At 35.4% G+C, this 26,322-nt stretch carries 21 protein-coding genes; 10 read left to right on the forward strand and 11 right to left on the reverse strand.

From position 1 onward, the window contains the following. The first annotated feature begins 814 nt into the window (after positions 1-814). The gene (locus ACFS6I_RS23020) at positions 815-1,003 is read left to right on the forward strand and encodes a hypothetical protein (protein ID WP_380924064.1); all 189 of its coding nucleotides are present in this window, start codon (positions 815-817) and stop codon (positions 1,001-1,003) included. A gap of 911 nt (positions 1,004-1,914) precedes the next feature. Here ACFS6I_RS23020 and mnmD read toward each other — a convergent pair. Then, complete coding sequence (gene mnmD, locus ACFS6I_RS23025; RefSeq protein WP_380924066.1) at positions 1,915-2,580, reverse strand: tRNA (5-methylaminomethyl-2-thiouridine)(34)-methyltransferase MnmD; 666 nt, start codon at positions 2,578-2,580, stop codon at positions 1,915-1,917. Between the two features lie 202 nt (positions 2,581-2,782). Here mnmD and ACFS6I_RS23030 point away from each other — a divergent pair, with 202 nt between their 5' ends. Beyond that, positions 2,783-3,994 (forward strand): FG-GAP repeat domain-containing protein, encoded by a 1,212-nt coding sequence (locus ACFS6I_RS23030; RefSeq protein WP_380924068.1) that lies wholly within the window; start codon positions 2,783-2,785, stop codon positions 3,992-3,994. A gap of 61 nt (positions 3,995-4,055) precedes the next feature. Here the strand turns inward: ACFS6I_RS23030 and ACFS6I_RS23035 are convergent, their stop codons facing one another. The 5 genes from ACFS6I_RS23035 to ACFS6I_RS23055 form a co-directional block, all read right to left on the reverse strand. Beyond that, positions 4,056-5,207 (reverse strand): metallophosphoesterase, encoded by a 1,152-nt coding sequence (locus ACFS6I_RS23035; RefSeq protein WP_380924070.1) that lies wholly within the window; start codon positions 5,205-5,207, stop codon positions 4,056-4,058. An 8-nt stretch (positions 5,208-5,215) separates the two neighbouring features. After that, on the reverse strand, positions 5,216-6,667 hold the full coding sequence (locus ACFS6I_RS23040) for a RagB/SusD family nutrient uptake outer membrane protein (protein WP_380924072.1): 1,452 nt from the start codon (positions 6,665-6,667) through the stop codon (positions 5,216-5,218). An 8-nt stretch (positions 6,668-6,675) separates the two neighbouring features. Next, positions 6,676-10,023 (reverse strand): TonB-dependent receptor, encoded by a 3,348-nt coding sequence (locus ACFS6I_RS23045; protein ID WP_380924074.1) that lies wholly within the window; start codon positions 10,021-10,023, stop codon positions 6,676-6,678. 131 nt (positions 10,024-10,154) lie between these two features. After that, on the reverse strand, positions 10,155-11,342 hold the full coding sequence (locus ACFS6I_RS23050) for a FecR family protein (RefSeq protein WP_380924076.1): 1,188 nt from the start codon (positions 11,340-11,342) through the stop codon (positions 10,155-10,157). A 100-nt stretch (positions 11,343-11,442) separates the two neighbouring features. After that, positions 11,443-12,024 (reverse strand): RNA polymerase sigma factor, encoded by a 582-nt coding sequence (locus ACFS6I_RS23055; protein ID WP_380924081.1) that lies wholly within the window; start codon positions 12,022-12,024, stop codon positions 11,443-11,445. 379 nt (positions 12,025-12,403) lie between these two features. On the opposite strand from ACFS6I_RS23055, the gene ACFS6I_RS23060 reads away from it, so the two are divergent. Further along, complete coding sequence (locus ACFS6I_RS23060) at positions 12,404-13,654, forward strand: dicarboxylate/amino acid:cation symporter (protein ID WP_380924083.1); 1,251 nt, start codon at positions 12,404-12,406, stop codon at positions 13,652-13,654. Here ACFS6I_RS23060 and ACFS6I_RS23065 read toward each other — a convergent pair. Then, positions 13,643-14,590 (reverse strand): lipid A-modifier LpxR family protein, encoded by a 948-nt coding sequence (locus tag ACFS6I_RS23065; protein ID WP_380924085.1) that lies wholly within the window; start codon positions 14,588-14,590, stop codon positions 13,643-13,645. The genes ACFS6I_RS23060 and ACFS6I_RS23065 overlap by 12 nt on opposite strands. 356 nt (positions 14,591-14,946) lie before the next feature. Here ACFS6I_RS23065 and ACFS6I_RS23070 point away from each other — a divergent pair, with 356 nt between their 5' ends. The 4 genes from ACFS6I_RS23070 (at position 14,947) to ACFS6I_RS23085 (ending at position 20,375) form a co-directional block, all read left to right on the forward strand. Continuing rightward, the gene (locus ACFS6I_RS23070) at positions 14,947-15,357 is read left to right on the forward strand and encodes a cytochrome c maturation protein CcmE domain-containing protein (protein WP_380924087.1); all 411 of its coding nucleotides are present in this window, start codon (positions 14,947-14,949) and stop codon (positions 15,355-15,357) included. Between the two features lie 20 nt (positions 15,358-15,377). After that, positions 15,378-17,843, forward strand: coding sequence for a heme lyase CcmF/NrfE family subunit (locus ACFS6I_RS23075; RefSeq protein WP_380924089.1), 2,466 nt, complete (start codon positions 15,378-15,380; stop codon positions 17,841-17,843). Continuing rightward, positions 17,843-18,607 (forward strand): Rossmann-like and DUF2520 domain-containing protein, encoded by a 765-nt coding sequence (locus ACFS6I_RS23080; RefSeq protein ID WP_380924091.1) that lies wholly within the window; start codon positions 17,843-17,845, stop codon positions 18,605-18,607. The genes ACFS6I_RS23075 and ACFS6I_RS23080 overlap by 1 nt, the downstream gene beginning before the upstream one ends. A gap of 217 nt (positions 18,608-18,824) precedes the next feature. Continuing rightward, complete coding sequence (locus tag ACFS6I_RS23085; RefSeq protein ID WP_021190463.1) at positions 18,825-20,375, forward strand: FMN-binding glutamate synthase family protein; 1,551 nt, start codon at positions 18,825-18,827, stop codon at positions 20,373-20,375. Positions 20,376-20,416: 41 nt separating this feature from the next. On the opposite strand, the gene ACFS6I_RS23090 is transcribed toward ACFS6I_RS23085, so the two are convergent. Beyond that, entirely contained in the window at positions 20,417-20,863 is a 447-nt protein-coding gene (locus tag ACFS6I_RS23090; protein ID WP_021190462.1) for a MarR family winged helix-turn-helix transcriptional regulator, read from the reverse strand. Positions 20,864-21,038: 175 nt separating this feature from the next. On the opposite strand from ACFS6I_RS23090, the gene ACFS6I_RS23095 reads away from it, so the two are divergent. Next, positions 21,039-21,422, forward strand: coding sequence for a hypothetical protein (locus ACFS6I_RS23095; protein WP_380924093.1), 384 nt, complete (start codon positions 21,039-21,041; stop codon positions 21,420-21,422). Between the two features lie 5 nt (positions 21,423-21,427). On the opposite strand, the gene ACFS6I_RS23100 is transcribed toward ACFS6I_RS23095, so the two are convergent. Together ACFS6I_RS23100 and ACFS6I_RS23105 are read right to left on the reverse strand one after the other, a co-directional pair. Continuing rightward, positions 21,428-22,204 carry an amidohydrolase gene (locus ACFS6I_RS23100; RefSeq protein WP_315402652.1) on the reverse strand — a complete coding sequence of 259 codons (777 nt, stop codon included), beginning with the start codon at positions 22,202-22,204 and terminating at the stop codon, positions 21,428-21,430. A 91-nt stretch (positions 22,205-22,295) separates the two neighbouring features. Then, the gene (locus ACFS6I_RS23105) at positions 22,296-23,264 is read right to left on the reverse strand and encodes a polyprenyl synthetase family protein (protein WP_380924095.1); all 969 of its coding nucleotides are present in this window, start codon (positions 23,262-23,264) and stop codon (positions 22,296-22,298) included. A 272-nt stretch (positions 23,265-23,536) separates the two neighbouring features. Between ACFS6I_RS23105 and ACFS6I_RS23110 the strand changes: the two genes are divergently transcribed. Together ACFS6I_RS23110 and ACFS6I_RS23115 are read left to right on the forward strand one after the other, a co-directional pair. Beyond that, the gene (locus ACFS6I_RS23110; RefSeq protein ID WP_380924097.1) at positions 23,537-24,706 is read left to right on the forward strand and encodes a glycosyltransferase family 4 protein; all 1,170 of its coding nucleotides are present in this window, start codon (positions 23,537-23,539) and stop codon (positions 24,704-24,706) included. A gap of 1 nt (position 24,707) precedes the next feature. After that, positions 24,708-25,037, forward strand: coding sequence for a metal-sulfur cluster assembly factor (locus ACFS6I_RS23115; protein ID WP_021190454.1), 330 nt, complete (start codon positions 24,708-24,710; stop codon positions 25,035-25,037). Between the two features lie 36 nt (positions 25,038-25,073). On the opposite strand, the gene ACFS6I_RS23120 is transcribed toward ACFS6I_RS23115, so the two are convergent. Beyond that, positions 25,074-26,315, reverse strand: coding sequence for a cation:proton antiporter (locus tag ACFS6I_RS23120; protein ID WP_380924099.1), 1,242 nt, complete (start codon positions 26,313-26,315; stop codon positions 25,074-25,076). Between the last annotated feature and the right edge of the window lie 7 nt (positions 26,316-26,322).

Here is a 26,322-nt window from a genome sequence, read left to right on the forward strand (position 1 = left end):
GCTTAAATGATCCCTAAGAAGATTTATGTTGTTATCTTCTGTTTTTTCACTGCTTTTCACGTCAATCGTTTCATTATTCTTTTGACAAGAAAATGTACTAACCAAAACGAGTAAAAGTGCTACAATTTGAATTTTTTTCACACTATAATTTAAATTTTTATTTAATTAATGCAAATATAAAAACATTTACATTTAAAAGAAATTAAATTAATAAATTTTTTTTATCCGCTAAGGTATTTAGTCGCAAAGATTACACTACTATAAAAAAATATGAAAATCCTAATTTTTATATAATATTTTTTCATATGACTATGTATTACTTACCCTATCACAAAAGTCAATTTTTAGCAGTATGTACATTCTTCTAAATCCTACCAAGTTTTACAATTCACATTACAGTCTTATTGGTTAAAAATTTATTTACCGTACATTATAAGATCCAAAACTTATATAAGCTTTAGCTTAGCTGATCTTTAATAATACCGAGTTTGAGCTAATTCGTTTTGATAACTCTTGATTTCACAGTAGCTAATGTAATATGGTTCCTGCCCCCCTCTGTCCAAAATGTTTATCCACTGAGAATTAACAAAACGATGTCCCACAACAACATCATCTACTTTAGGCAATCAACCCGTCTTTTTGCTATCATAGATCTCTCCATCAGTATTTTTATAAAAAACTATAATGCAACCTTTATAATCAGGACATCATTCCACTTGGTCTCTCCTTTATTAATACGAAACACAATTCAGTCAAAATATTAAAAAACACAGAGGTCCGATACCGTCCTCCAGCAGGGATAGCTTACACTTAGATGTCTACAGATCCTTTCATTAAAATGCCGATCAATTTGTCGCTACTTAAGGTGCTTTTAAACATTACTGCAGGAGCGCTAATGCTCTTTAATTTTACAGCAAATTTAAGCAGTGAGAAAACACCAACCTTACCTAATGGAAATTTTAAAAATGAAGGAATTTCATTTTATTTTGTGAACACTGATTAATATACAAGACATTATCAACACTTTAACTTAAAAAGATAACCTTAACATTCGATTTTTGACAGCATCTCAAAGCAGAGGATCCCAGTTATTTAGGATTCTATGCTCAGAATATCATAGTCAAAGATGCACTTGAAATTACGAAAGGAATTAACTTTCTGATTGTTGATTATTTATTCCAGCTAGAAGAGAAATTGCAATTATTCATCGATTTCGCGCTATGGCGGCTTCATTTCGTCGCCAGTATATGACATTTGCGCACGTGGCGGAATCGTATTGACCACTTTATGTTTCATTTCCCCACGTGGCAGAATCGTTTTGTCCTATGACTGCATCATTTCACATATTATGGAATAGTGTCGTTGCTTGTAAAAATCATTTACCCACGTGACAAAATCGTTTCGTCGCCTGTCCCTGCCATTTCCTTACGTGGGAAACTCGTTTCGCCACCTGTCTGTTTCATTTACCCCTGTGGCGGAATCGTTTTTTCCTTTGTTGAAAGCCTTCCGCCATAATGCGAAACCACGCTCTTATTTTGCAATAACTCTAAAATGAAGCGTAACTCATAGCCTCCATAGCGTGTTCTCTAGTATAATTACCGCAAATACTACATATCCTTCTTATTCATTTCAAAGTAGTCTGACTCCTAATTGTCACCAAACCATAAAATGGTCATGACAGTTACTTGGTATATATTCTTGACTTGAAATGATCGAGACCCCAAGGACAAAATGAAAGAAGAATATGGAAAACATCTTCCTATCTGTGGCGTAACTGCACCGAATCGCCCAACTCACAAACCTATAACTTATGAGCTTAAAAAACTTTAGCTAAATCCTATTTTTTAAGATTTGTCTTTATAATCATATTGTTGTAACTTTCATATTCACAACCTACTATTATGAATCATTGCCTTAAACCTTTGTCGCCCGTAACATCTCTCTCTTCCCTGGTGCTCCCGGTGCTTTTTCGATCGTAAATCCTAGTGCTTTCATGCTTCTTTTGAGATTGCCGGTAATAGCATAGGTAACAAATACACCTCCTGGTTTTACAAATTTTGCAACATGGGCCAAAGCCTCGTCTGACCACATTTCGGGTTGATGAATAGCAGCAAAGGCATCAAAGTATACCAAATCAAAAGTTTTATCTGAACTAAAATTCATCAATAAGGTATGATCGATATATAATTTTGTATTTGAATCAATTTGCGTAGTTTCATTCAAAGCTTGTTTATATCCTGATATATAATTATTCCAGTTTTCTTCAGAAACGAATGCATCATAACCAATTTGCTGAATAACTTCCAGTGACAATGGATAGCCTTCTATACCTACATAATCTACCGAAATTTCTTTACCGGATGTATAATCGAGCGTTTGCGTAAAGTTTAAGCCTGTTCCAAAACCTACCTCCAAAATAGCGATATCCTTAAAGGAGTGTTTCTGAAGGTAATAATCAAGTCCTGTCTGAATAAAAACATGTTTACTTTCTTGAACAGCTCCATGTTTGGAGTGGTAGCACTCTCCTATTTGTTCATTAAACAATGTTTTTGAACCATCTCCTGTTGTTACAAATTCCATTTCACGCATATATAACAAAAATAGAATAAAAAGAACTTAATTGCTATGGATATCCATATAATCAGTCTTTATATTTCATCAAGGGTATTAAAAGTAAAAAACAATAGCTCATAAAATCATTTGTTCGTAACAAGAAAATTTAAAACCCTGTCATTAAAAAGGATAATTATTTATATATTAACACATTACAAACAAAAAGATTATGAAAAATCACATCCAACAGTCACTTATTTATAGCAGCATATGCCTATTGTTTGGCACTACGGAATGTAGTGTGGCTCAACAGAAATATTTTAATGATGTGACGTTAACAAATATTCCACAAGATGCAAAAGCTCATGCTTTGGATGTAATCCTTATCGATGTTGATGCAGATGGAGATCTTGATCTTGTACTGGCTCTAGAATCTGAACCGAACAGGTTATACCTCAATGACGGAAAAGGAAACTTCTCCTGGAAGAAAGGTGTTTTTGCTGAAAAACCACATGATACCGAGCATGTAAGGGCGGCAGATTTTAATAAAGATGGTTTTATAGATCTTATTTTTGTGGCTGAGGATGATCAGAACCATGAGTATTATTTAGGTAAAGGTGATGGCACATTTATCGATGTATCCGATCGATTGTTAGGCAAAAGCGAAGCTAACGGCCTAGACATAGCAGATGTCAACGGAGATGGCCTAATGGATATTGTTATCGGCAATTCGGGTAAATCACCACAAAATTTTTTATGGATAAATGATGCTAAACGACCTGGTTATTTTTTAGACCATACTTCAATTTCACTTCCACAGGTTGAAGATCAAACTCAATCCGTCAAATTTGCAGATTTGGACGCAGATGGTTACATGGATATGATTATTGGTAACGAAACTCCACCAAATCGTTTATTATTTAATGATGGAAAAGGAAATTTCATAGAACATACTGCAGGATTACCGCTCATGGTCCCCTTACACACGCGCGAGGTGATTGTGTTTGATGCAAATGGCGATGGGAAACCAGATATACTTTTCGCCAATCTAACAAGTAATGGGGGCGCAAAAGATAAAGATCCCAGAGCCCGATTGCTTATAAATCAGGGTGACCGTCATTTTGTAGATGAAACAGATTCTAGAATGCCTGAACAAACATTTTCTACGTATGCGGCTACTGCAATTGATTTTGATCATGACGGACACTTAGACATTATACTGAGTGCAATCAAGATTCCTCCTTTTGAAGAGATGCAAGTGCAAGCTTTAAGAAACGATGGAAAGGGGCACTTTTCTTTTGTTACTGACAAAACAATCCCTGAAATTACACGTGGTAGAAGCTGGGGTATTGCAGTTGGCGATGTCAATGCTGATGGAATAGCTGATATGGTGATCGGCGGATGGGGCTCTCAGGTTCGTCTGTTATTAGGTCAAAAATAAATTTTAACAAATAGGCTGGGAAAGTCCCAGCCTAAAAATTCAATTATAAAACAATAGTACTTTATTGTGCTAATCTCTTATTCTTCTTTACATCATCATAAATGATGCTGGTCTTATTTCCTTCAATAAGTAATCCTCGACTTTTGCCTCCTAATCTATTTGCTTCATTATTCACATTTACAGCAACAACGCGACCTTTATAAAAAGAGGTAACTTCTGGAAAAATTGTATGTCCAAGATATATTCTTTTTGCACTGTAAATCTGCAGTATTTTTTCTAAATCTGCTTCGCTTAAAGGGTGATACTTTTCTTCTTGACGAACCATGCCGCGATACCACAAAGGTCCTTCACTACCAAATAGAAAAGTACCTGCACGCGACTTATGTCTCTCTTCTTTGGTTTGAAACAAATAAAAACGAACAGAATCATTTACTGCAGGTATTGTCCATTGTGGATCTAGCATGGTATGACTAAGTCCTGCATGTACAAAAAGATGATCCCCTATCTTCTCCATCGTATTTTTACTTTGTAGCCATTTTCCTAATTCAGTATCTAATGACCAGAAATCACGATAATCTTTTCCAATAGCGTCAGCAAGCATTTTATACTTATCTTGGGTGTATTTATAATTACCTCGTAAGATCATTTCTTCATGATTGCCCAAAAGGAAGTGCACCTTACCGCCAGCTTTTTCAGCCTCGTTTTCCAATTTATAGATTAACCAAAAGATGGGTAAAACGTCTTTACCGCGATCAAATACATCTCCGATAATGACAAGGTTATTTTTTCCAAAAGTCCATTGATAATTACTTCCTATTACTTTCTGCGCTTTTAGAATAGCATAAAAAGATTGAAAATCGCCGTGAGGGTCTGACAAAACAAGGATCTTACTACTTTTTGGAGAATTCCAGCTAGGTGTCTTAACCGGGTGTCGCTTTATTTCAAATTGATGTTCACCATCTTCTGTCATTACTTTAAATGATGAATTGACCGGCACTTCACTTCGAATATCACCATTCTCGACACGCACGAGCTTCGTTCCTCCATTTTCATAAAAGAAATAGGGGCCATCGTTATTTCCCAATGTCGTTTGACTATGTGTATCGGCAATCTGAAAAAGAATAAATACCGCTGTCAAAGCACAAGTTATACTGATCCTAGAAGGATCAGTATAACTCGTTTTTAAAAAAAATTTAATGCTATTATACATCATAATATAGTTTAATACCCGTCGTTCTGAACGATATTTTTATTCGCATCAATCTCAATTCGTGGAATCGCCATTAACGTTTTGAAAAATGTGCGATCAAACGATTTGGTCTCCAGTCTTAGTGATGGCGAATTATGAGCACTACCTTTACGTTCTATGCGCATATTGTTTCGTAATGCATCAAATAGTCTATGCCCCTCACCTACAAGTTCACGACGGCGCTCTTCCATAACTCGTTCTAGAGTAACGACACCAGAAACAGATTTTGCAGGATTAGCACGAGAAACTATAGCGTTAAGATACTTCAAAGCATTTGCATTGTCGTTTAGTTTAACTGCTGCTTCAGCTGCAATTAAATATCCCTCCGAAAGACGAAGAACAGGAACATCTGCAAATTCAGGATTTTCACCATCAGCAGTATTTCCAGGATATTTGTTCAAATAATAATAGTCAACCTGTTTACTGGTATATCTTGTAATGACCTTATGACGGACATCATTGGAGTCATCTTTGATTAACTTCATGTAATCGTCCGATAAAATAATGTCATTATATCCATTTCTCCACAATAGGTACCCTATTCCTTCTTTTCCAGGACCGTTTTCAGTCTTTACAATAGATAGCTGAAACAAAACTTCATTTGTAAAATCCTTTGACCAAACAGAAGCGTATTCACTATTTGTCCATAACAGATATTGACCTTTAGTCGAGCTCTGTGTTGTTTCCGCTTCTTTGATCAATTGCATCGCGACAGTTAAAGCTTTGGAATTTTCGCCCATATAAAGATAAGCTCTTGATAATAATTGCTGTGCACCAAATTTATTAAGTTTGCCATTTTTTTTCGCAGTACTCAATAAGGTTACAGCATTTTCCAAATCATCTACAATCTGTGTATAGACTTCTTTTACTGAATTACGTGCAGGTTTATTAGTTGAATTATGTTTTTCTATTTCAATCGGTACACCTAGTGAGGCCCCGTTGTTTTTTGCATAAGGATCTCCAAACACTTTAACTAAATCAAAATGTGCCAACGCGCGAAGTGTTAACGCCTGTCCTTTTATGTCATTGAGTTCATCGGTCAATTGTTCTTTCTCAACTCCATTAACGAAGGCCAAAACACCATTCGCATTTCTTAAAACACGATAAGGCTGATACCACAGTGATGAAGGAGTATTGTCCTTGTTAAAATCAAAAAGATAATATTTTGCGGCACGTTTTGTATCGCCATTTGACAACATATCTTCTCCGGTTACATCGCCATAATAGGTCATACGAGCTCCATAATATTCAGAACCACGTAGAATATCGTAAATGCCATTTAAAGCATATTGAGCTTCTCGGGCAGATTTAATTGCTTCTGAACTTTCGGTAGAAGTACTTGGCTGGGATTTCTCCAGCCACTGGTCCCCACATCCAACCAACAAAGTACAAGATATCAGAACTGTTGATAATATAAGTTTCATAGTCTTTTTTAGAATTTAATATCCAAACCAAAAGTAACAGTCTTCAGTTTTGGGGATTCAAAATATACTGTACCATTTACAGGTACTTCCGGGTCATAATTATTGTAAGCTGCAAAAGTCAAAAGATTGACTCCTGAACAATATGCTCTGATATTACTCACTTTAAGACGACGGGCAATGTGTGGCGGAAGAGATACTCCAAAAGTCAAGTTTTTCAATCGGATATGATCTGTTGAATGAACACGACGTGTATTGGCTACACTGCTCATATCGTAAGTATTTCCAACCATAAACATCTCTATATCGGTATCATCACCTGGCTTTTGCCATCTGCGTTCATAATATTGCGGAATATTATCATAACCCGTTTTTCCAGCAAGCTCTGTTTTACTCGCACCGCTATCGTATGAATAACCACCCAGAGAATATGTCCATGTAAAGTTTAGATCAAAAATCTTATAACGAAGGGTATTAGTAAAACCACCGATCAACTTAGGATCGACACTTTTATAAAGAATTCTGTTTGCTTTGGTATAATCTTCTGTGATATCTCTTGAATCTAGATTAGCTGGATCATTGATGTAATATTGTGGCACACCAGTTTCCTTACTTATCCCCGCAAATTCGATCAGATAATAGCTATACCATGGTTGGCCGACACGGTGAATCAATGTACCGTCCCTTAACTCAGAACTTCCATCAGCTAATGATACAGTCTTATTTCTGTTCATTCCAAAATTTAGATTTGAAGTCCATTTAAATTCAGAATCTCTTAAAATATCTGCATTCAAATCAACTTCTATTCCTGAGTTACGAAGTGCTCCAATATTGGTTAGATAAGCAGAAAAACCTGTTGTATAGGACGTAGGCATATCGTTCAATAGATCTGACGACTGGCGTCTGTACCATTCGAAGGTAGCTCCCAAACGATCAAAAAGACGAAGATCTAATGCAATATTTAGATTATTTTGTTTCTCCCATTGTAAAGCCGGGTTTCCAATCTGAGTTTCTCTTATACCAGGATTATTAAGATAAGGAAAACCAAAACCGGTCAAATCCATATAAGTATAATACGTATTGGGTAGAGTACCATTAGTACCATATGACACCCGAATCTTACCGTCAGTTACAACGTCACCTATTGATTCCATAAAGTTTTCTTTTGAAAACTTCCATGCTCCTGATAAGGACCAAAATTTCCCCCAACGGCTATCACGATGAATACGAGAGCTACCATCCATACGAACGCTACCACCAAAGAAATATTTATCATCATAATTATAGTTTGCTCTGGAAAGGTAAGACAACAAACGCCATTCTGAATTGGAACCAGAAAGATCTGTAATGACAGAACCATTTGAAAGAACAACTTTATCTACTGAAGGAAAATTATCTTTTGCACCATCAATTCCATCTTTGCGAAATTTATTAACCTCATATCCGCCCAATATATCCAAATGATGCTTGTTAGCAAAAGTCTTATTATAAGTTAAACTATTCCGCCATACGATCTGATTATAATCTGTAAAACTTGTAGTTAAAGAACCATTTGTTTTCTCACCGTCTGATGTACGTGGATCTGACCAAGAATTATATTTGGTATTGGTATGGTCTAAACTAAAAGTTGTATTAAAGACTAAACCATCAAAGAACTTATAATTGGCAAATACGGTATTAAAAGAACGATCACCCTGTTCTCTTCGGTAATTATACAAGGAAGTTGCTTTAGGATTACGCGGTCCATTAGAAAAGAAATCTGTGAAAAATGAACCATCTTCATTGTACACCGGCTCCGAAGCTGTAATCTTATGACGAGTTGAATAGATCGGTGAAGTATAAGCTCCTCCTTCTGAATTCACATCTTGAGCAATGTTTGAGTATAGAATATTAGCTCCAAGTTCTATTTTATCGCTCATTTTATATTTAACATTCAAACGGCCAGTTATACGCTCAAAACCAGATTGATAAGACAAACCTGTTTGATTGACATACCCCATCGAAGTGTAGTAAGAGAGTTTACCATCACCTCCTGAAGCAGAAAGATCTGCATTTCTAAAAGGAGAATTTTGGCGAAACAATTCTTTCTTCCAATCTGTCCAACCACTCCAAGGTTTAGGTGCATACTTATCGATATTCGCTTGTGCATATTCTTCTATTAAGTTAGCATCGACCACCTTATCGATGTAACGAGCACGGTTTCGAAGTCCTTCCAAAAGCATCTCGCGTCGTTGGGGACCATCCATAACCTCACGGAAATCTGTTGCTTGACTTGAAAGACCATAAGCACCCTTAAATGAGAATACTGGCTTTCCAGCTTTTCCAGACTTTGTTGTAATCAAAATTACTCCACCAGCAGCACGTGATCCATAAAGTGAAGCTGCTGCGGCATCTTTAATTACTGTAATCTGCTCAATATCGGCATTACTCAAAGTAGACATGACATCCAATCCAGCATTGTTTGAACTACTTGATGAAATATCATTAGACATTACCGGAACGCCGTCGATGACAAACAAAGGTTTGCTAGAAGCATTAATAGATCCCATTCCTCTAATACGGATATCAGTAGCACCACCTGGCTGACCGGAAAGTGAATTAACTTGCACCCCAGGCGCATTTCCCTGAAGCATTGTCGAAAAATCGACAGCAGGCACGTCGGACATGCGCTCAGTACGGATTGTTGAAGCAGATCCAGTATAATCTGATTTCTTAAACGTACCATACCCCGTTACAACAACCTCTTCTAAATTTGCTTGACTAAACTGCAGGCTCACATTTACGGTCTCAGAAACAACTTCTACTTCTTTTCTTTCATAACCTAAAAAGTTAAACTGTAAGATAGATCCTCGTGATGCTACAATCGAATAATTGCCATTTTGGTCGGTTCCTACAGTATTTTTTGTTCCTTTAATCGAAACACTGACACCAGAAAGCACCTGTCCACTTTGGTCTGTTACTTGTCCATGTACCGATTTTTGTTCGCTTAAGATTGTGATTTTGGAATTCTTAATAGTTTGTTGGTTATCAAAATCAGGTTTACCCGATTTAACGACGATAGACTTTCCATCTTTAATATAAGTCAGTCCACGTGGAGTTAGCAACTCGGAAAGGGCACGGTCTAACGTTACATTATCAAAATCTACACTTACAGAAGGCGTATTGTTGATAATTTCCGATTTACAAAGAACTGTATATCCAGTCTGCTTTTTTATTTCACGGAATACGTCAACAATAGCACTATTCTTCTTCTTAATACGTACCGTTTGAGCAAAACTTCCTGCATGAAGCTGTCCTACGGTAAACAAAAGAAGCATAATAATCATTTTCATAATAATGAGGTATTTATACTTTTTCATTACATTTGGTTGGTTTTGTTAGTTTAATAAATAGTTAGCAAGTATTTTTTAATTTTCGAACCAATTGCTGGGGAAGTACCACCTTCCTCAGCTACTTGAGATTACGAAATATTAGATTCTGAGTGTAATCATTATTTCATAAGCTTTACCCTCCTCCCTTCGATTTGAATTTTAATTTTATCGTCAGTCATTTTTATAATTTTTAACACTTTATCAAAAGTATCAAGTCGGGAAACGGATCCCCATAGCGTAATTTTTGAAAGACTAGGGTCTATATTGATATCTATATCATACCATCTTGCGACCTGTGTCAGCACTGTACCTAGAGGTTCATTATTAAACATAAACTCATCATTTGTCCAAGAGATACTTTCATCTATAGAGACTTGTTGCACACGAAGGTTTTCTCCATTGACCACTGCCTGTTCGCCTGGTGCAAGTACTTTCTCTTCGCCAGTGGGAACAGAAACTTTAACTTTACCTTCTTTTAAAGAAACTTTGGATTCTTTCTCATTTGGATAAGAATAGACATTGAAATGAGTTCCTAACACTTCTATTTTTTCCTTTTCTGTAATAACAATAAAGGGTCTACCTTGTGATTTCGCTACTTCAAAGTAGGCTTCACCGTCTAATTCCACTAAACGTTGCTGTTCTGTAAATTTATCCGGGTATTTTAGACTTGTAGATGCATTTAGCCATACTTTTGTACCATCCGACAACTGAATCTCATATTGCCCTCCCCGCGGAGTTGATAAGGTCATCATCTGTCTTTTATCCGTTGAGCTACCTATGGCTACGGAACCATCATTATAGGTGATATTACTACCTATAACGATTCCATTATGGCTTTGATCTAATCCTAAACTGCTCCCGTCAGAAAAATGAAGTGTTGCTTTGTTTCCACCAGGGTGCAGGTTTTCTGCTAATTTTGTAACATCAATATTGTTATTGTGATCTTTACTTTTGATGGTCCAAATGCCAAATATTGCTAATCCAATGAAACAAGCAGCAGCTGTATACCATAGTGGTAACTTTTTATAACTTATCGTTTTCTTTAAAGATGGTTTCTCAATTTTTGTCATGATATTAGAGAGTACTCGAGATTCTCTTTTTTCGATATCTTTGACGTGCACACTATAATATTCTAGTTCTTGACGCAAATGATCAGCATTTTCCAACTTTTCTACCATGATTCGTAAATCTGGATATTGTTGAAAAAGCATCCGAAGCTCTCTATCTGTAGTTGGATGAATATTCCCTTTCAAATATTCTTGCAATAGGATTAAGGTGTTGTCTATATGATGCTTCGTGTTTGCCATTATTCATTTTGATAATAGAAACACGAGTAACTTCACAATCTTACAGCATATTTGAGAAAAATAGCTAAATATCTAATAATGAGTTAAATAAAATTTATATTTACTTTTGGCCAACAAAAGATAAAAAAGCAAAAAGTGCTAATGTATTTTTCGTCTTTAACAGGTATCTAATTGTGTTAATTGCCCGAGAACGGTTAGTGTATACGGCGGCAGGACTCATTGCCAGTTCTTCTGCAATTTCCTCAACGGTCTTATCTTCTAGGAAGGTTAAATTAAAAACTTCTTTTTGTTTTTCAGGTAATTTTTCTACTTCTGTAAAAATAGCATGAACAAGTTCGGCATGTATCAAATTCGAAAAGGCATCCTTGTCATCAACTAAAAGATCTTCATAGTCTGATAAAGATTCATGAATACCTTTGGACCGTTTTGCACGAATCGTGTTAAGACTTGCATTTTTAGCTGAAATATAAATAAATGCTCGGAGGTTTTCCATAGAGGGAAAATCCATCCGACGATCCCACACCTTAACAAATACGTCAGCTACGATCTCTTCAGCAACATCTGCTTCCTTGATATACTTTAGTATAAAAAAGAATAATTGCTTATAAAATCGATGATAGATAGCAACAAATCCCGCTTGATCGTCTCCTTTCAAACTGTCTATCAATTGTGAATCTGTCATAAGGCAGTGTGAAATTAGACTATTTTAATCAACAAAAACGAAAAGGCATCTTTTTAAAGTGATACATAGGTTAGAGTCACTATTTTGGACTAAAATAGAAAAGACTTTTTAGAATATCAAGTTGTTAACAATTATTTAAAACACTCATATCATACCGTTAACTGTTCAAATGCATTAAAACACCGATAAGTTGTATAAACCTCTTTACCATTTAGTAAATATTAAAATTGAAAACTGTTGATTTACTACTTACCAAAAGCTAAATCTAATTACTAGATACTCAAAATCAATGCATTGTAAACTGAAAGTTTGAATTATAAATTCCTTTAACCATATATTAAATGATATATAAATAAAAAAAACTAAATTAGTATCCATAATGACATACTCAACCAATATATTTCTCCAAAATTATGGCAGCATCATCCTACTTATTGTGGGGATCCTTGTAGGAAGTATCTTAGGGATATATTTACCTAACATAGTTCCATATATCAAGCCTATAGGTGATATTTTCTTGAATCTATTATTTGTTGCTGTCATTCCGCTAGTTTTCTTTGCTATCTCATCATCTGTAGCTAATATTGAAGGAACAAACCAACTCGGCAAGATCATCGGGGCAATGACCGGCGTCTTTTTAATGGGTGTACTCATCTCTGCCTGTGCTACGATTGCCGTCCTTTATTTCTTTCCTCTTGACGCTCCCATGGTACCAACTGGCTCAGAACTTCTGGACAATAATCCTGATGACACCTGGAGTGATAAGATGGTTCGCTTTTTAACGGTTTCAGAGTTTGGTAAACTACTATCACGAGAGAATATGCTTGCTCTTGTAATTTTCTCATTTTTAGTGGGTATCGCTACGCGAAAATCAAGTGCTGTTGCACAGCCATTCCTATCTTTCTTAAATGCTGGAAATGAAGTCATGAAAAATTTGTTGATCTTAATCATGAAAATTTCACCGATCGGTTTAGGTGCTTATTTTGCTTATCAAGTCAGTAGTTTAGGACCGCAACTTTTTGGTTTCTATGCCAAACCCTTAGGGCTTTATTATTTATTTGGAACTTGTTATTTTTTTGTAGGTTTCACTGTCTTTGCATTTATTGCGAATGGCAAATATGGAATTACCTCTTATTGGAAAAATAATATTGTTCCCACGCTGACTGCATTAGGTTCTTGCAGTAGTTTGGCAACAATGCCTGCTAACTTACTGGCTGCAAAAAAAATTGGAGTTCCAGATACAATCGCTAATGTGGTCATTCCTTTGGGAACAACGCTACATAAACAAGGATCCAGTATATCTTCTATTTTTAAAATATACGTTGCATTTTTGTTAATAGGAAAAGATTTTTTTGATCCTATGACGCTCGTTATGTCACTCGGAATTACTGTTCTAGTTAGTGTGGTAGCAGGAGGAATTCCTAATGGTGGATATATTGGAGAAATGTTAATGATCTCTGTGCTGGACCTTCCAATAGAAGCCGTTCCAGCTGTAATGATTATCGGAACGCTCGTTGATCCATTAGCGACCATCTTAAATTCTACCGGAGACACTGTAGCAAGTATGCTCGTGACAAAATTTACCGGAAATAAATATCAGGTTGTTACAGCGGAGGTTTTAAAATCGTAATCCATAAAACAAGGATCCATATTGATGCGTACCATAAAGCATTTCTTTCGCTTCTCGTGATTGAAAGACATAGGATAATCCTAGGGTTGATCGACCACTTGCCAGCATAAATCCAACTTTATGGCTAGGCATGAATTTCTCAATCGTATACTGATCTCTGAATGTTTTATCATTTCCAATCCCGCCTTGAATAGTGGAGTTATAGCCGTGATAATATAAGGATGGTATATAATAGAAAAATAATTCTCGATCGGTCTTCGTACTCTGAACATGTCCCTTAGTAAATGCAGAATGATAAAATGACCGTAAGCGCCCCCATCTGATAGGCAAACCAATATTTGCATTTACATGGTTCATTCCTAATGTTCCTGAACCTACACCCGAAATTTCGAAACTTCTGCCAGATGATCTATAGAACAGCCTTTGATACTTTAATCCTAGATCAACACCAAATGCATTTGGGATCTGTCCTTCCCAACCAGATACTTCATAAATATTGAATACCTGATGGATAATTTTTTGCACCTCCTTTCCTTTTGCAAGTGGTCCAACCTGCCCGAATTCAACTTTTAAACTTAATACCTGTTCCTGTCTATAATACTGATTCAATTCACCCGATAGGTATAGATAGGCTGCAAACGGCCTGTCCCATTGTGATGATCTGGTATTATACAAATTAACCCCATTGTACATCTTTTGTCCAAGCTCAATATCCAACACACGATTTTTAACTTTCGAAGTATCTGATTTTAAACCTAATCTATAGTTTATATTGATTCCATTTGTATAATAACGGTCCTGAGATGTTAATAAATAAACGTCATTATCATTTTGGATAGCAATTTCACTTTTTAAAATTTTGCTTTGCGATAAAGCAAGTTGTAAAGGCAATATCCCTACGAGCAAACACACAATACGCAATACGATTATTTTCATTCGATCCAAATGATTGTAAAAATTAAGATATAAACTAAATTAAAGATATTTAATAAGATTAAATGTATGTTGTATAGAATGATTTAAACCTATTTTCAATGCATTATGAATTTATTTAGAAAGGTTATAAATAAACGATCCCGGTTGCAAATTTAGTTACTTCGCCAATCTATTCGTAATTTTGTATTCGATAAAGTGTTAATTTTTTTAAAAATGAAACCATCATGAGCTTAAATCAGCTCATTAATAAAATGAATAACTGCTCATGATAGCTTCATGGCCTTTAAAACCGAGTGTTAGCGAGCTCAATAATACAAATAGAAAGCTGACGCTCATTTATTAAACAAATTATTCTAATGAAAAAAAGTTCCATTATTCTAATCGCCCTTATTGCTGTTGCAATTGCGATGATTCTTGTAATTTACACAGATTCTACCACCTATTCAACTTTTACTGAAGCGAAAGAGAAAAAAACAGAACTCTATGTTGTAGGCGTACTTAATAAAGAAAAAGCATTGCATTATGATCCAAAAACTAATGCAAATCACTTTTCATTTTACATGTATGACAATGATAGTACAGAATGTCAAATTGTATTCAATGGTTCAAAACCTCAGGATATTGAACGATCTGAACAAATCGTATTAACAGGTAAAATGGATGGCAATGTTTTTCATGCATCTAAAATATTGATGAAATGTCCTTCGAAATATAACCAAGATAAAGTCGAGGTTACAGAAACAAACGCTACAGCATTTAATAACTAATATTCATAATCACCAAATAAATGGACGTAAACTACGTAGGCGAGAATCTATTGCCTGGAAAAATAGGTCAGTTTTTTATTGTTCTCTCATTCGGAGCGGCATTACTATCTTTCATTAGTTATTATTTTGCTACTACAAATAAAGAAGAGAAATCTTGGTTAAAAATTGCCCGGATTGCTTTTTGGACGAATGCCGCCTCAATCATTGCGATTGCTGCAACGCTTTTTTTCATTATTCATACTCATTTATTTGAATATCATTATGCTTACGCGCATAGTTCTAAATCATTGCCTACACATTACATCATCTCCAGTTTCTGGGAAGGTCAAGAAGGTAGTTTTTTACTTTGGATGTTCTGGCAAAGTGTATTAGGCTCAGTTTTACTTTTTAAAGCTAAAGATTGGGAAGGCCCAGTCATGACATTCATTATGTTGTGTCAAGTATTTCTCGCTTCTATGATAGTAGGCGTCCAAATATTCGGTTTTCACCTCGGCAGTTCACCTTTCATTTTATTGAGAGAAGCAATGGAAGGTCCAATATTTAGCGATCCTAACTATTTATCATTAATAACTGATGGTCGAGGATTAAATCCTTTGTTGCAAAACTATTGGATGGTAATTCATCCGCCAACGCTATTCTTAGGTTTTGCTTCTATGGTTGTTCCCTTTGCTTATGCGGCGGCGGCTTTATGGACCAAACGTTATAAAGAGTGGATAACACCAGGATTACCATGGGCACTTTTTGCTGTCATGATATTAGGTGTAGGTATCATTATGGGATCATTTTGGGCGTATGAAGCACTTAACTTTGGTGGTTTTTGGGCTTGGGATCCTGTAGAAAATGCATCAATTATTCCTTGGTTTACTTTAATTGCTGCTGTTCACGTAATGATCGCTTATAAAAACTCTGGGCATTCTTACTTTACAGCTACATTCTTGGCTTTAATCAGTTTCGTTCTTGTCATCTATGCTTCCTACTTAACAAGAAGTGGGATTCTAGGAGAAACATCTGTGCACTCATTTACTGATTTGGGGTTAAATGTTCAGCTTATAGCCTTTAATGCGACCTTCTTTATAATTATGGTTGTGGCGTTGGCTGTCCGTAAAAAACAAATGCCGACGACTCAAAAAGAGGAGGATATTTATTCAAGAGAATTTTGGTTGTTCATAGGCGCTTTGGTTCTAACTGTTGCCTGCGTTCAAATGATCTCTTCAACTTCAATTCCAGTCTTCAATGCTATTTTTGGAACCAAGGTTGCTCCACCTTTAGATCCGATCCAACATTATAACAAATGGCAGTCGGGATTTGCAGTCATTATTATGATTTTAACTTCAATCACCCAGTTCTTGAAGTATAAAAAAACAGATCCTAGAAAATTTTTCGCTTCAACAATCGCTTCTTTAATCGTAGCTATTGTATTAACTGCTGCAGTTTCTTACATCACAAAAACATATACAAATTTAATTTTCATCTTAATTACCTTCTCTTCTTTATTCTGTATTCTCGCTAATATTCGTGTACTAGCAGATGCCGTAAAAGGGAAATGGAAATTAGCGGGGTCAGCAATTGCGCATATTGGGTTTGGATTATTATTAATCGGAGCCATGATAGCGGCATCTACCAATGAAGTGATTTCAATCAATAATACGGGTTATATTGCTGTATCTGGATTTGACAAAGTTGAAAAACCTGGTGACAACCTGTTCTTAACAGAGGGTGAACCGGTACAGATGGGTGAATACCGCATCACTTATATTGGTGATAGTGTAGCACAACCCAATGTGTTTTATAAGATAAAATATGAAGCCATAGATGAGGAAAGTGGAAAAGTAAAAAATTCATTTGTACTTATGCCGTTTGCTCAGAATAATGAGAAAATGGGAGGCTTGATCGGTACTCCTGCGACAAAGCACTACTTCACACATGATATTTACACCCTAATAACTGCGGCGGCTTCGGACTTACAGGCGAAAAATGCAAATATCCCTGCCGATCAGAAAACAGGCTTTGAGGATTATGAAGAACCGGCAACTTATGAGGTCAATGTTGGTGATACCCTTCGTTATAGAAATGGTTTCTTTGTCATTGAAGGTATTAACAGAAATGCTCATTTAGAAAACATCCCTAAGGGAGAGAAAGATGTCATTGTAGGATTAAAAATCAAAGTTATCGCTTCTGATAAAAAAGAATATAACGTAGAACCGGTATTTTTAATCAAAGATGGTACTTCATATGATTTTAATAAAGATGTAAATGAAGAAGGAATACGGTTCCGTTTTTCAAATATCTTACCTAAAAAAGATAAATTAGAAGTTATGGTTTACCAAAAACCACTTCCAGAAAAAAAATGGATTGTATTTAAAGCGATTAAATTTCCATATATTAATTTCTTCTGGTGTGGAACTATTGTCATGACAATCGGATTTTTCATGTCTATTTTTAGAAGAAATAGTGAGGCAAAAAGATTAGATAAAAAACAAAGCTAATGAATATTGTCATCTTAGGAAGTGGAAATGTTGCAACACACTTTGCACATAACTTCCATAACAAAGGTCACAAAATCTTGCAAATATTCAGTCAACAGAAGGTCAATGCTCAAGCATTGGCCTTTGCTGTAAATGCAGAGGCTATTTCTAATGTATCAGAAATAAATAAAGAAGCTGATCTCTATATGATCGTAATTCCGGATCATGCTATTCCATCACTTATTGAAACCATATCTACAGCTATCTCCGGTATCGTGGTACACTGTTCTGGAGCTACAGATATACAAGTTTTAAGTAAATTTCAGCATTATGGTGTGCTATATCCTCCGCAGTCCATTTCTAAAAATGATCAATCCGACTTCAGTCTGATTCCGTTTTGTATTGAAGGAAATGACTCCATAACATTTAATATTCTGATGAAGCTTATGGCTACTGTAGCACCAAAATCTATCGCTTGTAGCTCAAGTCAAAGATTAGCTATTCATATAGCCTCAGTATTTGCGAATAACTTCACAAACGCGCTCTTTCAAATCAGTTATGATCTCTTACAGCAGTACGATTTACCGTTTGATATAATCAGGCCAATTATTCTTGAAACTGCACAAAAGGTACAATCTAAGCTCCCTAGTCAGGTTCAGACCGGACCAGCTGTTAGAAATGACGAAATCACGATAAAAAAGCATTTAAATTTTATCAGCGAACATGATGATTGGAAACAAATCTATCAACTATTATCACAAGAGATTGTAAAAAGAAAAAGCTAAATATCATTTCTTTACCAAGATTTTAAAACTTCTTCATAACGGCCATTAATTTTCTTTTACAACAAGTAACTTAGTACTTTTGCTTTGTATAAAATGAACATTGGTTCAATATTTGAAAGCATAGTAAACATTAAAATTGTAACAGATCAATCGATTACATTTGATTGATATTTGATCAAATTTTTATTAAAGTAAGAGTCTAAATACTATTTAAATTATGACCGTTAGAAAATTAATTCTTGGCACCATGACTGTAATCAATTTGATTATAATCTCTTTTGGGCTTATTTTTACACCACAGTGGTTTTGGTTGTTAGTCATACCGATGCCTCTTTTATTTGTGGCGATATATCACAGTTTCCAACATAAACATGCAATTTTAAGAAACTATCCTTTAGTTGGATATTTCCGTTATTTCTTTGAATCCATTCGTCCAGAATTACGTCAATACTTTTGGGAGTCTGATACTGATGGACGTCCTTTTAATAGAAGACAACGTTCTATCGTTTATCAACGCGCTAAAAACCAACGGGAAACTGTTGCTTTCGGTATGCAGACAGACCCACAAACAGTCGGTAATGAATGGGCAGCTCACTCTGTCTTTCCTTGTCACATTGATAATCATGACTTACGTACTACTGTAGGTAATGCAGCTTGTAAACATCCTTATAGTTTAAGTGTATTTAACATTTCAGCTATGAGTTACGGTGCATTGAGTAAAACAGCTATTACAGCATTAAATAAAGGTGCTCAATTACAAAATTTTGCCCACAATACCGGAGAAGGTGGCATCAGTGACTATCATAACAGTGGTGGCGATTTGATCTGGCAGGTAGGTACGGGTTATTTTGGTTGTCGTACGCATGACGGTAAATTTGATGGTGAACTTTTTAGAGAAAAAACTTCACGTCCCAACATCAAGATGATTGAACTAAAAATATCACAAGGTGCTAAACCTGGCCATGGAGGTATACTACCTGCAGCCAAAAACACGCCAGAAGTTGCTGCAATTCGCCACGTCATCCCAGGTACAGATGTCATGTCACCTCCTGCACACAGTGCATTCTCAAATCCAATTGAAATGATGGAATTCATTCATAGATTGAAAGAATTAAGTGACTTCAAACCTGTGGGCTTCAAAATGTGTATTGGTGATAAACAAGAGTTTATTGAAATCTGTCGAGCAATGCAAACAACACAGATATTCCCGGATTTTATTGCTATTGATGGTTCCGAGGGTGGAACGGGTGCGGCGCCACTCGAATTTACAGATAATCTAGGAATGCCTTTATACGATGCTTTAGCTTTTGTTACAAAGACTTTAATTGCTTTTGGTCTTAAAAGACATATCAAGCTCTTAGTTTCGAGTAGAATTGTCACTGGTTTTGATTTGTTAAAAGTAATTGCTCTCGGAGCAGATGCATGTTATAGTGCTAGAGGAATGATGTTTGCATTAGGTTGCATTCAAGCTTTGAAATGTAATGAAGATACTTGTCCTGTAGGAGTTGCAACACAACAGCCCCACTTATATAAAGGATTAGATGTTAACGATAAATATGTACGTGTCGCACAATTCCATCGTAACACTTTACGTGCCACTGTAGAGATTATGGAAGCTTGTGGATTTAAAACTTTATCCGATGTCAGTGCCGATAAATTTTTCAGAAAAGTTGATGCTGTTAACACATTAAGTTTTCAAGACATCTATTTTGGAAGAGAAGGTCGTCTAATCGAAAGTCATACTGATTTTGAGGCAAAAATATTTTAATAATAAAGAAGGGCTTTTCATAAAACAAAAGCCCTTCTTTATTATTTTCTCAAATTGCAGATAACTTGTTGAAGTGTTACTTGCGCCATATCAATTGTATCAGGAGATACCCCATCCAATGCTTCAGCAATAGTCTTATTAGCTTGTTGCATGCCCATCTCTTTTAACTTACGGGCAGACTTAGTTAAATAAATCAAATTTGATCTACGATCATCTTTATCATTTACTCGGATAACTAAATTTAATTTCTCCAAATTATTAATTAAACGCGTAATACTTGGTTTATCTCTAAAGGTTCTAATGGCTAACTCTTGTTGTGTAAGTCCCTCCTCTTGCCATAAATTGTACAAAATACTCCATTGCTCAGCCGTAATATTGATTCCCACATCTTTTAAATTACGCTGCATTCTACGCGATATGGCTGTAGTCGCTTTTCCAGTTAGAAAATCATAGAACTCTATCTTTCCAATTAAATCTTCATTAAGCATAATAATCAAAGTCTTTTTAGGTTATACTATATCGTACTTTTTAGCCAACGGATATTTATTTTCAAAAAAGATAAAATTAACTATAACTCGTTGGCCAAATAGGTTTATATTATAAATATAATGCTTTACATGGTATAACAAAAATTAAATTGTTTTTTTTTGTTATCTTCATGCTATGGAAAAGTTGATACCCCTATTAATTGCATTAGCAATCTTTGGTTTTAAGTCATATCAGAACTATATGAAAGAGCAAGAGGCTGCGTTAAAAAGAAGAAAGGCAAATGCCCCTATTCCTAGCAAAAGCAAAGCAGAACCACCTGCATATCAACCCTCTCAGAAAGAAAAGAATGTGGTTACCCCACCACCTTTTTACTCAGAAAAAATAAAAGATACAAACGAAATTCAGCGATTTAAAAAAGAAAGAGAAGAGCACCGCTTAGCTTTGAATAAAAAAAATAAGTTAACCCAATCCTTACAAAAAGAGCCTACAGTAACAGAAGATTTTGATTTAAGAAAAGCAGTCATGATGTCTATCATTCTTGATAGACCTTACAAATAAAGACATTAATCTATCGTAAAGCTATCTGCATCCTGTAAAAAAGGAAAAGACTTTCTTGCTTCATGAAGATCTTTGGGGTGAATAGTAAACGTATATAAATCCTCGTCTTCAGGTTTATAATATACCACATCTCCTAATGGAGAGATACACATGGAACCACCTGAATAATAAATATCATTACCATCGTGTCCTACACGATTCACACCGATAACAAAAGCTTGATTTTCTATAGCACGTGCTGGAATTAAGGTTCTCCAATGTGCAGAACGTTTGTCTGGCCAGTTTGCGGTATATATCAATAAATCATAAGCGCCACCAATATTTCTTGACCATACCGGAAAGCGTATATCATAACAAATCATAGGACATATATTCCAACCTCTGATGTTTACAATAATACGTTCTCGTCCCGCTGTAAAATATAGGTCTTCTTTTGCCATTGCAAACAAATGTCTTTTATCATATTTTACGTAAGTTCCATCTGGAGACATCCATACAAAACGATTAAAGTATTTCCCGTCTTCTGTTATAATCAGTGAACCTGCTATCACACAATTTAGACTTTGGGACATATGAAACAACCACTGCATGGTTTTACCATCAGCTGGTTCTGCACACTTTTCTACATTATTTGTAAATCCAGTATTGAACATTTCAGGCAAAATAATAAGATCCGTTTTTTCCCTTAAATTCGAGAGTTTAAGTGCGAGGTTACTTAAGTTCTTATCGACATTTTCCCAAAAGATATATGCTTGAAAGATTGTTACTTTTAACGGTTCCATTGTAGTTGTTTCGTAAATAATGATGACCTAAGTCTACAAATTAAGAATTTTTTAAATAAATAAAGATTAAATAGACAATTAATAGCTATTACTATTGTTCCCTGATGAGGAGTTGAGTCGATAATGTTATTAACGTCTCTTTCTTGTGTTTTGGTATATTAATCGCCGATAATCTTTCAAATGCACGTTGTGTATATGCATCTTTTAATTTGTCTGCATATTCTTTAATGTTATAGCTTTGGTATAGTGATAACATATCAAGCAATTTGTCTGGATTATCTTGGATTGTTGCGTTTAACAAATTCTGAAGCCTTGGAAGATCCTCTTCCTTTATAATTTCCATTAATTTGACCAACAGATAAGTCTTTTTATTAATTAGAATATCTCCCCCAATCTGTTTACCAAAAGTTTCAGGATTACCATAAGCATCTAGGACATCATCTTGAAGCTGGAAAGCTATTCCTATATATTCTCCAAATTCATAAATTAATTTTTGATCACTAAGATTTGCTTCGGCCAATATTGCCCCCATCTGTAGTGCACCTCCTAACAGTACTGAAGTTTTAAGCCTAATCATCTCAATATATTGATCCATACTAATTTTATCAGTATGTTCATAATCCATATCCAGTTGTTGGCCTTCACAGACTTGCATAGCAACTCTATTAAAAGTTTTAAGGAGATCTGCTATATAAAGCGGATTGCTATTAGCCAATTCATCATAAGCTTTTACTAATAATCCATCTCCTGAAAGGATAGCGACATTTAAATCCCATTTCTCATGAACGGTTGCTTTCCCTCTTCGTAGAGGTGCTTTATCCATAACGTCATCATGAACTAAAGAAAAGTTATGAAAATATTCGATCGATTTTGCAGCGGGTAAAGCATCTGTGATTTCCCCAATATCAAACATTTCAGCGGCAACCAATGTCAAGGCCGGTCTAATACGTTTACCACCTAAACTTAAAAAATAGCGAATTGGATCGTAAAGATTAGTCGGTTGATTCGGAAATTGACTGTTTTGAATCGAGTCAGAGATTAGTTTTTGTAAATGCTGCATAGTATCTATTCATCTTCTCCTAATGATACGCGAAGATAACAATTATAAAAACAAACTTTTGCTAAGTACCGTTGAAAACAGTTTAATTCATTTAAAATAGTATTTATCTCCTACACCTACTTTCTCAGTGAGAAAAAGATAAAATATTTAAAGTTAATGAATCGTGAGCAGATAGATACCTTACCTAGGATCGATTACATTTGTTGTTCTTCACTGGAATTAAAATTGCACATAAAACAAATTTATCTAAGTTTGTAAAAAAGCAAGCATATATGCGTATTCTAATCATCCATACTTTTTATCAAGGGCCAGGAGGTGAAGACACCGTTTTCAAACAGGAAAGTGAATTACTCGCTATAGATCATGATGTGGAGACGCTTACCTTTCAAAATAAAAAAGGATGGAAAGGCGCTTTGCAAACACTTTTTTCTTTTTGGAATATTGCAGCGGCTTATCGCGTAAGAAAGTGCATTAATAATTTTAAACCTCAGGTTGTCCATATTCATAATACACATTATGCAAGTGGTCCTATCATTATAAGGACAATTCACAAATTGGGCGTTCCACTCATCATGACCTTGCACAATTTTCGTATTCTTTGTCCTTCTGCTATATTATATCATGGGCATCAGCTATTTCTTTCCAGTTTAAAAGAAAATTTTCCATGGACAGCCATTAAAAAGAAAGTACTAGACGGATCTACTGTCAAGACTTTTGTACTTGCATTGAACTATTGGTTTCATAGACGAATTGGAACATGGAATATGGTAGATCGATATATAGCTTTATCAAGTTTTGCGAAAAAACTTTTTATAGATTCAACCTTACATGTTCCTGCACAAAAATTTACAATCAAACCAAACTTTACCTTTCCTATTAAAGATACAATCGATGCTCAGGAAGACTATTTTATATATATCGGAAGACTTACAGAAGAAAAAGGTATCGTAAATCTTTTGAAAGCATTTTCAAAAACAGATAGCAAAATCATCATTATAGGTGACGGACCTTTAAAACAAACAGTAGTTGGTACTGCAAATCGTCATGCCAATATAAAATATATGGGTTTTAGAACCCGTGATGAAATACTGCCATTAGTTGAAAAAGCCGAAGCATTGCTCGTGCCCTCAGTATGGTTTGAGGGAATGCCAATGACGATTTTAGAGGCTTTCTCAGTCGGAACCCCAGTGATCGGCAGTGATATTGGGGCTTTAAGCGAATTAATTATCCCAGATAAGACAGGATTACTATTTAACCCACAAAGTGTGGATAATATGTTAAAAACTGTACAGCAATGGAAAAATTACAGTATTAAAGAAAAATATAACATTAGACAAACAACAAAAGAGTTCTATTTTAGTAATTTTACTCCAGAAGAGAATAAAAAGAAATTGCTTGAAATATATAATGAAGCAATTGAAGATAACATAAAACGATCTTAAAATGAGTATTATAATTTTAGATAAGTTAAATATTGCGCCAGCTATCCAGGAAGCATTAGAAACTGTTTATGATCCAGAATTAAAACCGGCAAATATCGTCGATTTAGGATTGGTATATGAAATCATAACCAAAGAAAATGGAACCGCTAAGATAGTGATGACATTAACTGCGCCAGGATGTCCAGTTGCTGGTCAGATCATGGATGAGGTACAAAGTAAGGTTGCTGCTGTACCTGGTGTTACAGAGGCTCTTGTTGAGCTAACATTCGATCCACCGTGGACAAGGGATATGATGAGCGAAGAAGCAAAATTAGAATTAGGCTTCTTGTAATGGTAAAAAAGGGAATCTATAATAGATTCCCTTTTCTTATAATGTTTGACCAGACTCCAGATCACTTAGTCTTTTGATTGTTTTGGGTTTAATTTCATCCTTACCGAATAATTTTGTCCATAGATTACGTGATTCTTTTGTTAACAGTGGTGATAAAATTGACAGAATCAACACATACACAACGACAAACGACTGGATAACAGGCAATAGCCCTCCTGCCTTACCAATATTGGCCATGATAATAGAAAACTCACCTCGAGCAGATAATGTAAATCCGATATCAAAAGCTGTTTTATTCTTCATTCCTGAGAACCTTGCCGCAAAATATCCTGAAGCCAAATTACCGAGGATAGTAACCAGAGCAGCAATTGAGGCCCATAATACAGCACCACCCAAGGATAGTATATCTATTGATAAACCAAAGCTAAAAAAGAACATTGCTCCAAAAAAATCTTTATAGGGCAATACCATCGCTTCAATCTTCTTAATATATTGCGAATCTGCTAAAACTAATCCTGCCATTAATGCTCCAATGGCTTCCGCAACGTGAATAGTTTCAGAAAATCCAGCTGTTATAAATAGTAGTGCAAAGATAACAAGGACAAATAGCTCAGAAGATTTAACCTGCAATAGCTTATCAATTGCAGGAACTAGCTTTCTTCCCAGAATTAGAAATGTTAAAATAAATCCCAATGCTAGCAATGAAGTTCCGGCAACAGTCCAAAAGGAACTACTTCCCGTTAGAATCAATCCCGAAAGGAAAGAAATATGCATGGCAATAAATAAATCATCAAACATAATCATTCCCATAATCACTTCTGTTTCAGGATTTGCAGTCCGTTTCAAATCTGTCAATACCTTTGCGACAATGGCTGTGGAAGAACTTGTCATAATACCACAAAGTACCATCATCTCCTTAAATGGCAGATCCATCATCCATCCAATGAGTAATCCAGACACAAAATTGAGTAAAACATACACTGTTCCACCTGTCACGATTGATTTTCCGGACTTAATTAATCGGCCAACCGAGAATTCCAGTCCGAGATAAAACAACAGAAAAAGTACGCCTAAGCGCCCCATAAAATCAATAAACGGTTTACTTTCAGTAAATGTCAGGTCTATATGACCAATTTGGGGAGCATGCTGGCCTAACACCATACCTATCAATATAAAAAATGGAATAACTGAAAACTTTAACTTATTGGCGATTAAACCAACAAATGCGACAAGGCCTACTGCGATTCCAATTTCTAAAATAAGTGTGTGTGATGGCATATATATT

This window comes from Sphingobacterium anhuiense, assembly GCF_042686355.1.
GTDB classification, from domain to species: Bacteria; Bacteroidota; Bacteroidia; order Sphingobacteriales; family Sphingobacteriaceae; genus Sphingobacterium; species Sphingobacterium anhuiense.

What these genes read in the sequence shown, in the direction of transcription:
- ACFS6I_RS23020 (WP_380924064.1), top strand. Translation starts at nt 815, where the DNA reads ATGTCTACAGATCCTTTCATTAAAATGCCGATCAATTTGTCGCTACTT.
- mnmD (WP_380924066.1), bottom strand. Translation starts at nt 2,580, where the DNA reads ATGGAATTTGTAACAACAGGAGATGGTTCAAAAACATTGTTTAATGAA.
- ACFS6I_RS23030 (WP_380924068.1), top strand. Translation starts at nt 2,783, where the DNA reads ATGAAAAATCACATCCAACAGTCACTTATTTATAGCAGCATATGCCTA.
- ACFS6I_RS23035 (WP_380924070.1), bottom strand. Translation starts at nt 5,207, where the DNA reads ATGATGTATAATAGCATTAAATTTTTTTTAAAAACGAGTTATACTGAT.
- ACFS6I_RS23040 (WP_380924072.1), bottom strand. Translation starts at nt 6,667, where the DNA reads ATGAAACTTATATTATCAACAGTTCTGATATCTTGTACTTTGTTGGTT.
- ACFS6I_RS23045 (WP_380924074.1), bottom strand. Translation starts at nt 10,023, where the DNA reads ATGAAAAAGTATAAATACCTCATTATTATGAAAATGATTATTATGCTT.
- ACFS6I_RS23050 (WP_380924076.1), bottom strand. Translation starts at nt 11,342, where the DNA reads ATGGCAAACACGAAGCATCATATAGACAACACCTTAATCCTATTGCAA.
- ACFS6I_RS23055 (WP_380924081.1), bottom strand. Translation starts at nt 12,024, where the DNA reads ATGACAGATTCACAATTGATAGACAGTTTGAAAGGAGACGATCAAGCG.
- ACFS6I_RS23060 (WP_380924083.1), top strand. Translation starts at nt 12,404, where the DNA reads ATGACATACTCAACCAATATATTTCTCCAAAATTATGGCAGCATCATC.
- ACFS6I_RS23065 (WP_380924085.1), bottom strand. Translation starts at nt 14,590, where the DNA reads ATGAAAATAATCGTATTGCGTATTGTGTGTTTGCTCGTAGGGATATTG.
- ACFS6I_RS23070 (WP_380924087.1), top strand. Translation starts at nt 14,947, where the DNA reads ATGAAAAAAAGTTCCATTATTCTAATCGCCCTTATTGCTGTTGCAATT.
- ACFS6I_RS23075 (WP_380924089.1), top strand. Translation starts at nt 15,378, where the DNA reads ATGGACGTAAACTACGTAGGCGAGAATCTATTGCCTGGAAAAATAGGT.
- ACFS6I_RS23080 (WP_380924091.1), top strand. Translation starts at nt 17,843, where the DNA reads ATGAATATTGTCATCTTAGGAAGTGGAAATGTTGCAACACACTTTGCA.
- ACFS6I_RS23085 (WP_021190463.1), top strand. Translation starts at nt 18,825, where the DNA reads ATGACCGTTAGAAAATTAATTCTTGGCACCATGACTGTAATCAATTTG.
- ACFS6I_RS23090 (WP_021190462.1), bottom strand. Translation starts at nt 20,863, where the DNA reads ATGCTTAATGAAGATTTAATTGGAAAGATAGAGTTCTATGATTTTCTA.
- ACFS6I_RS23095 (WP_380924093.1), top strand. Translation starts at nt 21,039, where the DNA reads ATGGAAAAGTTGATACCCCTATTAATTGCATTAGCAATCTTTGGTTTT.
- ACFS6I_RS23100 (WP_315402652.1), bottom strand. Translation starts at nt 22,204, where the DNA reads ATGGAACCGTTAAAAGTAACAATCTTTCAAGCATATATCTTTTGGGAA.
- ACFS6I_RS23105 (WP_380924095.1), bottom strand. Translation starts at nt 23,264, where the DNA reads ATGCAGCATTTACAAAAACTAATCTCTGACTCGATTCAAAACAGTCAA.
- ACFS6I_RS23110 (WP_380924097.1), top strand. Translation starts at nt 23,537, where the DNA reads ATGCGTATTCTAATCATCCATACTTTTTATCAAGGGCCAGGAGGTGAA.
- ACFS6I_RS23115 (WP_021190454.1), top strand. Translation starts at nt 24,708, where the DNA reads ATGAGTATTATAATTTTAGATAAGTTAAATATTGCGCCAGCTATCCAG.
- ACFS6I_RS23120 (WP_380924099.1), bottom strand. Translation starts at nt 26,315, where the DNA reads ATGCCATCACACACACTTATTTTAGAAATTGGAATCGCAGTAGGCCTT.